Annotated in this window: 12 protein-coding genes; all 12 read left to right on the top strand. The window is 69.1% G+C overall.

Annotation, left to right across the window (positions count from 1 at the left end; translation table 11 throughout):
• Positions 1 to 17 precede the first annotated feature (17 nt).
• The 12 genes from CEG14_RS02175 to CEG14_RS02120 all read left to right on the top strand — a co-directional run bounded on the left by CEG14_RS02175 (position 18) and on the right by CEG14_RS02120 (position 12096).
• Positions 18 to 251, top strand: a complete 234-nt coding sequence (locus CEG14_RS02175; RefSeq protein ID WP_094824707.1) for a hypothetical protein — start codon at positions 18 to 20, stop codon at positions 249 to 251.
• A gap of 744 nt (positions 252 to 995) precedes the next feature.
• Complete coding sequence (locus CEG14_RS02170; RefSeq protein WP_094824706.1) at positions 996 to 2627, top strand: ABC transporter substrate-binding protein; 1632 nt, start codon at positions 996 to 998, stop codon at positions 2625 to 2627.
• Positions 2628 to 2748: 121 nt separating this feature from the next.
• Positions 2749 to 3723, top strand: coding sequence for a succinylglutamate desuccinylase/aspartoacylase domain-containing protein (locus CEG14_RS02165; RefSeq protein WP_094824705.1), 975 nt, complete (start codon positions 2749 to 2751; stop codon positions 3721 to 3723).
• Between the two features lie 92 nt (positions 3724 to 3815).
• A complete protein-coding gene (locus CEG14_RS02160; RefSeq protein WP_094824704.1) occupies positions 3816 to 4793 on the top strand; it encodes an ABC transporter permease in 978 nt (325 codons plus the stop codon).
• Positions 4794 to 4802: 9 nt separating this feature from the next.
• A complete protein-coding gene (locus CEG14_RS02155) occupies positions 4803 to 5723 on the top strand; it encodes an ABC transporter permease (RefSeq protein ID WP_094824703.1) in 921 nt (306 codons plus the stop codon).
• Positions 5720 to 6703, top strand: a complete 984-nt coding sequence (locus CEG14_RS02150) for an ABC transporter ATP-binding protein (protein ID WP_094824702.1) — start codon at positions 5720 to 5722, stop codon at positions 6701 to 6703. Before CEG14_RS02155 ends, CEG14_RS02150 begins: the two co-directional genes overlap by 4 nt.
• The gene (locus CEG14_RS02145) at positions 6700 to 7710 is read left to right on the top strand and encodes an ABC transporter ATP-binding protein (protein ID WP_094824701.1); all 1011 of its coding nucleotides are present in this window, start codon (positions 6700 to 6702) and stop codon (positions 7708 to 7710) included. Before CEG14_RS02150 ends, CEG14_RS02145 begins: the two co-directional genes overlap by 4 nt.
• Positions 7711 to 7712: 2 nt before the next feature.
• Entirely contained in the window at positions 7713 to 8618 is a 906-nt protein-coding gene (locus tag CEG14_RS02140; RefSeq protein ID WP_094824700.1) for an alpha/beta hydrolase, read from the top strand.
• Positions 8619 to 8649: 31 nt separating this feature from the next.
• The gene (locus tag CEG14_RS02135; protein ID WP_094824699.1) at positions 8650 to 9780 is read left to right on the top strand and encodes a M20 family metallopeptidase; all 1131 of its coding nucleotides are present in this window, start codon (positions 8650 to 8652) and stop codon (positions 9778 to 9780) included.
• 56 nt (positions 9781 to 9836) lie between these two features.
• On the top strand, positions 9837 to 10841 hold the full coding sequence (dapD, locus tag CEG14_RS02130; protein ID WP_094824698.1) for a 2,3,4,5-tetrahydropyridine-2,6-dicarboxylate N-succinyltransferase: 1005 nt from the start codon (positions 9837 to 9839) through the stop codon (positions 10839 to 10841).
• A gap of 2 nt (positions 10842 to 10843) precedes the next feature.
• Entirely contained in the window at positions 10844 to 11509 is a 666-nt protein-coding gene (locus tag CEG14_RS02125) for a hypothetical protein (RefSeq protein WP_094824697.1), read from the top strand.
• A 161-nt stretch (positions 11510 to 11670) separates the two neighbouring features.
• Positions 11671 to 12096, top strand: coding sequence for an organic hydroperoxide resistance protein (locus CEG14_RS02120; RefSeq protein ID WP_094824696.1), 426 nt, complete (start codon positions 11671 to 11673; stop codon positions 12094 to 12096).
• The last annotated feature ends 51 nt before the right edge of the window (positions 12097 to 12147 follow it).

The raw sequence follows: 12147 nt of genomic DNA, 5'->3' as shown, positions 1-12147 counted from the left end.
CATCACTGGAGCACACCATGACCGACCTGACCCTGAACCAAAACGCCCGCCTGACCGACTCGCTGGAACGCGACCTGCTGCGCGGCGCGATGGAATCGCAACCCGACGCCCACCCCCTGGCCGCCCTGAAGGCCGCCGGTGCCAAGATCGCCCACGCCGTCGCCGTGTTCTTCGACTTCGTGGAAGAAGTGAATGAATCGATGAACCGCGCCCGCGCCCAAAGCGCCCGCTACAGCGGCTCGCAGTGGTAATCCGGTCGACCGGTTCGAACCGAATTTCCTAGGCAGTACCCGCCTCTGGCGGTTGCAGTAACGGTGGCCGATGCCGGCAGCATCGCATCAGCCACCCCGGCGCGCCGCACTCTCCGGCGGCGCGCGGATGAGTGGCAGTACCCGCAGTCGAAGTGCAGTACGCAGTCTGAAGTGGCATTACCGCAGGTGCAGTAAATCGCTCCCAGCAGTTGAAGTGGCAGTTCGCATGACCCGCAGTTGAAGTTGCCGTAATGCAGTACGCCGTACCCGCAAGACGAAGTTGCAGGACCCGCAGTACGCAGCACCGCAAGTCGCAGTGGCAGTAAACGCAGTCGCATCAAGCAGTACCTGTTGTTGTAGTGGCATGACCCGGAAGTGCGTGCAAGGCGCCCCGGCAGCAGTTGCAGGACCCCGGGACCGTACGCGCCGCTGCGCGAAGTCCCGGGGGTGGTTCCCATCCGTTGCAAGGTCTGCGCAACACACCCGGCCCGGATGGCGCGGTTGCCGCTCTCTCCCTCCACGGCGCCGCCCGCGCCGCACCCGGTGATCGCCGGGTGCGACGCCCCTCCCCCTCCCCTCTTGCGTCACCTTTTTCTCGCGCCGAGCCGGGGTTTCCCCTGATATGACCCCGTTTTTCCCCTATGAGGACGGAATCCGGGTGTCCATGCCGGGGGTGCCGTGCGTTGACAACGTGTAAATGGGGTATCGATAATCCGGGCCTTGTATACCCGGAGTGTCTCCCTCATGAAGTTGCGCACCACCCTGGCCCTGCTGGCCGCGGGCGTCGGCATCGCCACCGTGCCCGCCGGCGCGGCCCTGGCCCAGTCGATCAAGATTGCCCTGTCGTCCGAGCCGACCTCGGCCGATCCCCACTATCACAAGCAGACGCAGAACGACGCCTTCGCGGCGCACGTCTATGACTCGCTGGTGGGCCGCGACGCCAACATGAAGCTCAAGCCGGCGCTGGCCACCTCGTGGAAGCCGCTGGACGACACCACCTGGGAATTCAAGCTGCGCGACGACGTGAAGTTCTCGAACGGCAAGCCGTTCACTTCCGAAGACGTGCTGTTCACCATCTGCCGTACGCTGAACAACGAGACCAACATCTCGCAGTCGTACATGGACACGACCAAGCGCATCTCCGACGTGCAGACGCCGGACGCCCACACGGTCATCATCAAGACCGCCGATCCGCTGCCGCTGCTGCCCGCCGAATTCGCGCGCAGCCTGCCGATCATCTGGAACGGCATCGTCGAACACGGCAAGCTCACGTTCGACCCGAAGAAGGGTTGCGGCGTGACCGGCAAGTGGCCCACCGTGGCCGACTTCAACAACGGCAAGGACGCCATCGGCACCGGCCCGTACCTGCTGAAGTCGTACGTGAAGGGCACCGGCATCGAGCTGACCCGCAACGACAACTACTGGGGCGACAAGCCGGCCTGGAAGGACGTGAAGTTCGTGCCGGTGCCCAATGCCGGCCCGCGCCTGACCGGCCTGCTCTCGGGTGATTTCGACGTGATCGAGAACCCGGCCGCGCGCGACCTGCAGCGCATCAAGAGCAACGCCAATTACGGCTACATCGCCACGCCCTCGACCCGCCTGATCTTCCTGCAGCCCGACATCGGCCGTGCCCAGAGCCCGTTCGTGAAGGCCGCCGACGGCAAGAACCCGCTGCAGGACCTGCGCGTGCGCAAGGCCATCTCGATGGCCATCGACCGCAAGACCATCGTCGCCCGCATCATGGACGGCGTGGCCACCCAGGCCAACCAATACATGCCCGAAGGCATGTTCGGCGGCGTGCCCAACGCCCCCGAGATCAAGTTCGATCCGGAAGGCGCCAAGAAGCTGCTGGCCGAAGCGGGCTACCCGAACGGCTTCGAGCTGACGATCTCCACCACCAACGACCGTTACATCAACGACGGCCAGGTGGCGCAGGCCGTGGCGCAGTACCTGTCGCGCGTGGGCATCAAGACCAACGTCGACGCCATGACCGCCTCGATCTACTTCCCCAAGCGCGCCAAGCGTGAGTTCAGCTTCTCGATGGGCGGCTGGCCCTCGGAAGTGGGCGAAGCGTCGGGCCTGTTCCAGCTGTGGGTCGCCTCGCTGGATTCGCCCAAGGGCCTGGGCACCAGCAACTACGGCGGTTTCTCCAACGCCGACTTCGACAAGGTCTACCAGCAGGCCATCGTGACCGTCGATCCGGCGCAACGCGAGAAGCTGCTGCAGCAGTCCACGCAGATCGCGCTCGACAACGTGCCGCTGGTGCCGCTGCACTTCGAGAGCACCATCTGGGCGTTCAAGAAGGGCCTGACCTACGAAGGTCGCCGCGATCAGTACACGCTGGCCATGTCGGTCAAACCCGCCGACAAGAAGTAAGCATGACCCGGGCAGCCCCGCGCTGCCCGCATGAAGGGCGCCGCCAGAAGGCGGCGCCCTTGCCTTTTGGCAGGGCGATTGTGCAACCCCATTACAATCGCTGTGCTTTGCCGGAGTTTTCATGTCTGCCGCCCATCCCCCCGCCACGCCCCGCCCCTTCGAGCTTCCCTGTCCGGACTTGCGCCAGGAGCGCGTGGGCAATACCGGTACGCCGGGTGTCTGGCACTTCGATTCGGGCGTGGCCGGCCGCCACGTGCTCGTCACCGCGCTGATCCATGGCAACGAGCTGTGCGGCGCCTGGGCCCTGAAGGCGCTGCTGGCCGCCGGCCTGGCGCCGCGCCGCGGCAAGCTCACGCTGGCCTTCTGCAACCTGGCCGCCTTCGACCGCTTCGACGCGGCGAACTACGCCGCGTCGCGCTTCGTCGAAGAAGACATGAACCGGGTCTGGAGCGCCGAACGGCTGGCCGACGCCAGCAACACGCCCGACGTCACCCGCGCGCGCGAGCTCGCGCCCTGGGTGGCGCAGGCCGACTGGCTGCTCGACTTCCATTCGATGAGCAATGCCGACGTGCCGCTGCAGCTCACCGGCCTGGCGCCGCGCAACATCGAGCTGGCGCTGGCGCTGGGCAATCCGGCCTGTATCGTGGCCGATGCCGGCCATGCCGCCGGCGTGCGCCTGCGCGACCACGGCCGTTTCGCCGTCGAGGGCGACCCCGAGGCCCGTTCGCTGCTGATCGAATGCGGCTTCCACGGCGATCCCGCCAGCCGCGACGTGGCGCTCGACCAGCTCGCGCGCTTCCTGCCGGCCTCGGGCTGCGTCGACGCCGCCGACATCCCGGCCGGCTGGCTGCAACCCGCCGCGGCCCGCCAGCAGGCGCTGCGCGTCACGCACGCCATCGCCGCCCGCAGCACCGATTTCCGTTTTGCCCAGCCCTGGAAGGGGCTGGAATGCCTTGCGCAGGCCGGCACCGTGATCGGCTGGTCCGATGGCGAGCCGGTGGTCACGCCCTACGACCGCTGCGTCCTGATCATGCCGTCGCTGAGCAATCTGCGCCCCGGCGTGACCGTGGTGCGGCTGGCCCAGGAAATCGCCTGACCCCTTGTTTTATTTGATGCGCGCCGCCGTGCATTTCGTTGGCGACCGGTCCCGGACCGGCGCCGTGTTGAGACCACCCAGGAATCCATAACGTGGCCTTGTTTATCTTGCGCAGGTTGATCCAGAGCCTGTTCGTACTGCTGGCGGTGTCGCTGGTGGTCTTTCTCGCGGTCTACGCCGTGGGTGATCCGATCGAGCTGCTGGTCAGCCCCGAGGCGAGCGAAGAGGCGCGCCAGGCCATGATCGCGCGTCTGGGGCTGGACCTGCCGGTGTGGCAGCAATACACCGGCTTCCTGTGGCGCGCGCTGCACGGCGACCTGGGCACCTCGTTCGTGCACGGCATTCCCGCCATCCAGCTGATCGTGCAGCGCATCCCCGCCACGTTCGAACTGGTGCTGGTGGCGATCACGCTGACCTGTGTGATCGGCATCCCGCTCGGCCTGGTCGCGGGCCTGCATCGCGACAAGCCGCTGGGCCGCACCATCATGGGTTCGTCCGTGCTGGGCTTCTCCCTGCCCAACTTCTGGCAGGGCATGATGCTGATCCTGATGTTCTCGGTGTGGCTGGGCTGGCTGCCCTCGTCGGGCCGCGGCGACACGGTCAGCGTCTTCGGCGTGCCGTTCTCGATCCTCACCGCCGACGGCTGGTCGCACGTGATGATGCCGGCGGTGAACCTGGCGCTGGCCAACATCGCGCTGGTGCTGCGCATGACCGCCACCGGCGTGGCCGAGGCCCAGACCCAGGATTACGTGAAGTTCGCGCGGGCCAAGGGCATCAAGCCCGGCCGCATCGTGCGCCGCCACATCCTGCGCAACATCCTGATCCCCGTCGTGACCGTGATCGGCATGGAGTTCGGCACCCTGATCGCCTACTCCACCATCACCGAGACCGTGTTCGCCTGGCCCGGCATGGGCAAGCTGCTGATCGACAGCGTCTACCAGCTCGACCGCCCGGTGGTGGTGGCCTACGTGATGCTGGTCACGCTGATCTTCGTGGTGATCAACCTGGTCGTCGACATCCTGTACGCCGCGCTCGACCCGCGCGTGCAGCTCGTGGCCCCCGCTCAATAAGGTTCCGACATGTCCTCCCAACCCAATCCCGGCCGCACCCGGACCATGCCGCCGCTTGAGCACACGCCCCAGCGCGCGAAGATCCTCAAAAAGCTGCATGCGCGTCCCACGGTGCGCGGCTCTGCGCTGGCGCTCCTGATCCTGGTGGTGCTGATCCTGGTGGCGCCCTACTTCGCGCCGCAGAATCCCTACGACCTCGCCAACCTGAACCTGCTCGACGGCCGCCTGCCGCCGCGCTCGCCCATGATGGACGGCGGCTTCTACTGGCTCGGCACCGACGACCAGGGCCGCGACATGTTGAGCGCCATCCTCTATGGCCTGCGCATCAGCCTGATGGTGGGCCTGTCGGCCGTGGTGCTGGCCACCGCGATCGGCAGCCTGGTCGGCCTGGTGGCCGCCTACGTCGGCGGCGTGGTCGACGCGATCCTGATGCGCCTGGTCGACTTCATCCTGGGCTTTCCCACCATCCTGGTCGCGCTGGTGCTGCTGGCCATGATGGGCCGCGGCGTCGACAAGGTGATCCTGGCGCTGGTGGTGGTGCAATGGGCGCATTACGCCCGCATCATGCGCGGCCGCGCGCTGCAGGAGCGGCGCAAGGAATACGTCGAGGCGGCGGCCAACCTGGGCTTTCCCGCCTGGCGCGTGATGCTGGTGCATCTGCTGCCGAACTGCATGGGCCCCGTGATGGTGTTCGCCACGATCCAGATCGCCACCGCGATCGCGCTCGAAGCCACGCTGTCGTTCCTCGGGGTGGGCGTGCCCATCACAGAGCCCTCGCTCGGCCTGCTGATCGCCAACGGCTTCCAGTACCTGCTGTCGGGCGACTACTGGATCAGCATGTTCCCCGGCCTGGCCCTGCTGCTCCTCATCCTCACCATCAACATCGTGGGCGACCGCCTGCGCGAAGCCCTGGATCCGCGACGAGCATGAGCGACATTCTTCTGGACGTGCGCGGGCTGCGCACCGCATTTCATACCGAAGCCGGCGCCTGGCCGGCCGTCGACGGCGTGGACCTCACCGTGCGCCGCGGCGAAATCGTGGGCCTGGTGGGCGAATCGGGCTCGGGCAAGTCGGTCACCGGCTTCTCGCTGCTGGGCCTGATCGATCCACCGGGAGAAGTGGTGGAGGGCGAGATCCGCTTCAAGGGCGAGGACCTGCGCGCCGCCGGCGAGGAGCGCATGCGCCAGCTGCGCGGCGACCGCATCGCGATGATCTTCCAGGATCCGCTGATGACGCTCAACCCGGTGCTGCGCATCAGCGAGCAGATGATCGAGGCGATCCAGACCCACGCCAAGGTGTCCAAGGCGCAGGCGCTGGAGCGCTGCCGCGAGGCGCTCGAGATGGTGGGCATCCCCTCGCCCCAGAAGCGCCTGCACAGCTTCCCGCACGAGTTCTCGGGCGGCATGCGCCAGCGCGTGGCCATCGCCATCGCGATGCTGAACCGCCCCGACCTGATCATCTGCGACGAGCCCACCACCGCGCTCGACGTCACGATCCAGGGCCAGATCCTCTACCGCATGCAGCAGATCTGCCGCGAGCACGACACCGCGCTGATCTGGATCACCCACGACCTGGGCGTGGTCGCCGAACTGGCCGACCGCGTGGCCGTGATGTATGCCGGCCGCATCGTGGAAGTGGGTCCGGTCGACGAGATCCTCGACAATCCGCGCCATCCCTACACGCGCGGCCTGCTCGACTCGATGCCGGCCCAGACGCAGCCCGGCGAGCGCCTGCACCAGATCAACGGCATGGCGCCCAGCCTCTCGGCGCGCCCCTCGGGCTGTGCGTTCCGCCCGCGTTGCCCCAACGTGATCCCGCGCTGTACCGAGAAGGCGCCGGCCATCACCACCGAAGGTTCGCGCAGCTACCGCTGCTACGTGCCCATCGCCAGCGAGACCGTATCCGCATGACCCAAGCCGAAACTCCCGTCATCGAACTGCGCAACGTCCACAAGCGCTTCGAGAACCGTCCCGATGTCGCGCAGCGCATCCTGGCGCTGGCCGGCCGGCCGATCGACAAGCGCACCGTGCACGCCGTCAACGGCGTTTCGCTGAGTCTCGCGCGCGGCGAGGTCGTGGGCCTGGTCGGCGAATCCGGCTGTGGCAAGTCCACGCTGGGCCGCGTCGTGGCCGGCCTGCACCACCAGACCGAGGGCGAGCTGCTGTACCAGGGCCGCCCGGTCGACGACCTGCGCGGCGCCGACAAGCTCGCCTACACGCTGGGCGTGCAGATGATCTTCCAGGATCCGCAGGCCTCGCTGAACCCGCGCCAGCGCCTGCGCCAGATCCTGGGCGAATCGCTCAAGGTGCACAAGCTGGCGCCCAAGGCCGAGATCCCCGGCCGCATCGACCGCGCGCTCGCCGAGGTGGGCCTGGACCGCGAATACCGCGACCGTTTCCCGCACCAGATCTCGGGCGGCCAGCGCCAGCGCATCGGCATCGCCCGCGCGCTGATGGTGGCGCCGAAGTTCCTGGTGTGCGACGAACCCGTGGCCGCGCTCGACGTGTCGATCCAGGCGCAGGTGATCAACCTGTTCATGGACCTGCGCGAGCAGCACGGCTTCACGTATCTGTTCATCAGCCACGACCTGGGCGTGGTGCGCCACATCTCCGACCGCGTCGCCATCATGTATCTCGGCCGCATCGTGGAGCAGGCCAGCGCCAGCGAGATCTTCGCCCGTCCCAACCATCCCTACACCCAGGCCCTGATGGCCGAGGTGCCGGACGTGGGCCGCCGCGGCCGCCAGTTCACCCCCATCAAGGGCGAGATCCCCTCGCCCCTGAATCCGCCTTCGGGCTGCACCTTCCACCCGCGCTGCCCGCACGCCATGCCGCGCTGCCGCGAGCAGGTGCCCGAGCTCAAAACCATCGCCCCGGGCCACGTGTCGGCCTGCCACCTGAACGAGGCCACTGCCTGATCATGAAGCCCGTTGAACTCACCAACGCCGAACGCATCGCCATCGAACTCGGCCATGCCGGCCGCAACAGCTTTCCGTACATCGACGAAGACCGCAACGCCGATCGTCCGTTCACGCTCAACACCTACCGTCCGTACGGCTACCAGCCCGAGGATCCGGTCGTGATCGTGCAGCACGGCGTGCTGCGCAACGGCGACGAATACCGCGATTTCTGGATCCCGGCCGCCGACAAGCATCGCCTGCTGATCGTCGCGCTGACCTTCTCCGACGAGATCTGGCCCGGCGTCGAAAGCTACAACAACGGCCGCGTCTTCACGCCTTCGGGCAACCCGCGCCACATCGACGGCTGGACCTACGCGCTGGTGGCGCGCGTGCTGGCCGACCTGCGCGCCTCGGACGTGTCGCTGGCCAAGCCGGTGTACCTGTTCGGCCACTCGGCGGGCGGCCAGTTCGTCCATCGCCTGATGAGCAGCCAGTCGCACGAGCCGTTTGCCGCCGTGACGGCCGGCAATCCGGGCTGGTACACGCTGCCCACGCTGGACCTGCGCTATCCGGAAGGCATGGGCGGCGTCGGCCTGACCGACGCGCACGTGGAGCGCCTGCTGGCCTACCCGATGACCATTCTCGCCGGCGACCAGGACACCGCGACCGACGACCCCAACCTGCCGAGCCAGCCCGAAGCGCTGCGACAGGGCCCGCACCGCTACGCCCGCGCGCAGTTCTATTTCGACGCCGGCAAGCGCGAGGCCGAGCGCCGCGGCGTGCCGTTCAACTGGACCCTGCAGACCGTGCCGGGCATCGGCCACGACGGCCGCGCCATGTCGGCGGTGGCCGCCAGCCTGTGGTTCGACGGCGGCATGCCCGACGCCGCGACCCTGGCCCGTCTTGCCGGCGACCAGGTCGCCTGAACCCCCCTTTACTTCCTGAGCCTCGTAAACCATGTCTTCGCTTCCGAACACCGATCAGCTCGTCTCCGACATCCAGACCTGGGCACAGTGCGAGTCGCCCTCGCACATGCCCGAGCGCGTCACCGCCATGGCCCACCTGGCCGCCGAGAAGGCGCGCGCCGTGGGCATGCGCGTGGAAGTCGTGCCGCTGGGCGCGCAGGTCGGCCCGATGGTCTACGCCACCACGCGCGAGCATGGCGACACCCGCCCCGGCATCCTGATCCTGGGTCACCTGGACACGGTGCATCCGGTCGGCACGCTGAACGACAACCCGGTGCGCATCGACGGCGACCGCCTCTACGGCCCGGGCACCTACGACATGAAGTCGGGCATCGTGCTGGCGCTGGCCGGCATGACCGGCCTGGCCGGCAAGAACGGTACCCGCCTGCCGATCGACTTCCTGATGGTGCCCGACGAGGAAACCGGCAGCCACGCCTCGCGCGAGCACATCGAGCACTACGCCAAGCAGGCCAAGTACGGCCTGGTGTGCGAACCGGCCCGCCCCAACGGCGGCAAGTGCGTGACCGCGCGCAAGGGCACCGGCATGCTGCGCCTGGGCGTCAAGGGCCGTCCGGCCCACGCCGGCATGCAGCACGAGAAGGGCCGCAGCGCGATTCGCGAGATGGCCCACCAGGTGCTGGCGCTCGAGGCCATGACCGACTACGACCGCGGCGTGACCGTGAGCGTGGGCACCATTGCCGGCGGCACCACCACCAATACCGTGCCGGCCCTGTGCCGCTGCGTGGTCGACTTCCGCGTGCCCGACATGGGCGCCGCGCAGGACGTGCTGCGCCGCATGCGCGAGCTGTGCGCCGTGGGTCCGGACGTGGAGCTGGACATCGACGTGGAGCTGAACCGCCCGCCGATGGAAAAGACGCCGGAATCGGCCGCGCTGCTGGCCCTGGTGCAGGGCTATGCCGCCGAAGCCGGCTTCCCGCTCGAAGACGCGCCCATGACGGGCGGCGGCAGCGACGCCAACTTCACCTCGGCCCTGGGCGTGCCCACGCTCGACGGCCTGGGCGCCGACGGCGACGGCGCGCACACGCTCAACGAGTACATCCTGGTGTCCACGCTGGAGATGCGCGCGCGCTTCTGGCACCTGCTGCTGCGCGACCTGGCGTAATCTGACCGGGGGCATGGCGCCTGCCATGCCCCGCCCTCTTCCTGCCGGAGAACGCCATGAGCGTCCCTGCCTATGAACGCCCCGAACCGCGCGCCATCGGCGCCGTGGCCTGCGGTATCGCCACCATCGCACGCGACGGCACGGTGCTCGACACCTGGTATCCGCGCCCGCGCCTGCTCGACGAGCCGCTGCCCGCCTCCGGCACCGAGCGCTTGAGCGACAACGAGGTGCGCGCCGAACTGGGCGAGCACGCGCTGGCCGGGCTGGGCACCGATGCGCGCCGCGACGTGGACGTGGTGGCCGTGCGCACCCACATCGCCAGCTGCGCCGACGCCCCGCGCGACCCGCACGACGTCTACCTGCGGCTGCACCTGTTGAGCCACCGCCTGCTGCGCCCGCACGAGGTCAACGTGGACGGCCTGTTCGGCGTACTCAACAATGCCGCCTGGACCTCGGCCGGCCCGTGCAAGGTCGAGCAGGTCGAATCGTTGCGCTGGCAACTGCGCGGCGCGCGCCAGCTGCTCGACATCTACGGCATCGACAAGATCCCGCGCCTGACCGATTACGTGGTGCCGCCGGGCGTGCGCATCGCCGACGCCGGCCGCGTGCGGCTGGGCGCCTATCTCTCGCCCGGCACCACGGTGCTGCACGAAGGCTTCTGCAACTTCAACGCCGGCACGCTCGGCGCCTCGATGGTCGAGGGCCGCATCAGCGCCGGCGTGGTGGTGGACGACGGCAGCGACATCGGCGGCGGCGCCTCCATCATGGGCACCATGTCGGGCGGCGGCAAGCAGGTCGTCTCGATCGGCAAGCGCTGCCTGCTGGGCGCCAACTCCGGCGTGGGCATTGCGCTGGGCGACGACTGCGTCGTGGAGGCGGGCTGCTACATCACCGCCGGCACCCGCGTGCTGATGCCCGAGGGCATGGTGGTCAAGGCGGTGTCGCTGTCCGGCCAGCATGGCCTGCTGTTCCGCCGCAACTCGCAGAGCGGCGTGGTGGAAGCCATCGTGCGCACGGCGGCCTGGGGCACGCTCAATCCCGATCTGCACGCCGGCCACTGAGCATGGCCGCGCTGGCCTTCCTGCACACCTCGCCCGCGCACGTGGCGCCGTTCACGGCGCTGCTCGCGCGCCTGGCGCCTGGCGTGCAGGCCCATCATGCGGTGCATGCGGACCTGCTGGCGCGGGCCCGCGCCGAGGGGCCCACGCCCGCGGTGCGCGCGGCGCTTGCGCAGGCGCTCGACGACACCGCCGCGACGGCGCAGGCGCGGCTGGTGGTGTGCACCTGCTCCACGCTCGGCCCGCTGGCCGAGGCGCTCACCGGCCGGCCCTACGCGGTCCAGCGCATCGACCGTGCCATGGCCGCCGAGGCCGTGGCGTCGGGCCCCCGCATCGCGCTGGTGGCCGCGCTCGCCAGCACGCTCGCGCCCACGCGCGCGCTGCTCGAGGATGCGGCCCGCCGCGCCGGCCGCGACGTCGTCATCCGCGATTTTCTGGTGCACGACGCCTGGCCGCATTTCGAGGCGGGCGACCTGCCCGCCTATCTGGACGCCGTCCGCACCGCGGCGGCACGCGCCCGCGCGGGCGCCGACGTGGTGGTGCTGGCGCAGGCCTCGATGGCGCCGGCCGCGGCTGGCTGGCCCGCGGGCGTGCCGGTGCTGGCCAGCCCCGCGCCCGGCGTGGCCGCGGCCCTGGCGGCGCTCGGCATTGCCGTCGCCGCGCCGCGCTGACGTCCGGCAGCGCCGCTGCCTGCGTTTCGTATCGCACTGTATGCGGCGCCCGCGCGGGATACCTGCGGACGCAGGATCGTTGCGTGCGCACACATCCCCGATACAGCGCGCTGGTGCAATGCGTGGGTCGTTTCCTTCCACCCACCCACCGAGGAGCCATCATGACGACGACCCTGGAGCACGTGCTGTACACCGCCCACACCCACACCGAAGGCGGCCGCGAGGGCAGCGGCAAGAGCAGTGACGGCGCGCTCGACGTGCGCCTTTCCCCGCCCGGCTCCGGCCGGCCCGGCACCAATCCCGAGCAACTGTTCGGCGTGGGCTATTCGGCCTGCTTCATGGGCGCGCTCAAGCTCGCGGCGGGCCACCACGGCATCGCGTTTCCCGCTGGCGTGGCGATCGACGCCAGTGTGTCGCTGGGCAAGACCGCCGGCGGCGCCCACTATGCACTGGCCGTGACGCTGGCGATCACCCTGCCCGGGCTGGCCGACGAGCAGAAGCAGCGGCTGGTCAACACCGCGCACCAGACCTGCCCGTACTCGCGGGCCATCCAGGGCAACATCGCGGTGGACTTCGAGATCCGCTGACGCGTGCCCGGCGCGAACGACGCGCCCCTCCAGAGCCGCAAGCCCGCGCCA

This window comes from Bordetella genomosp. 1, from assembly GCF_002261335.1.
Classification (GTDB): Bacteria; Pseudomonadota; Gammaproteobacteria; order Burkholderiales; family Burkholderiaceae_B; genus Bordetella.
The sequence above is the reverse complement of the archived record's forward strand: the minus strand, read 5'-3'. Positions and strand labels throughout refer to the sequence as shown.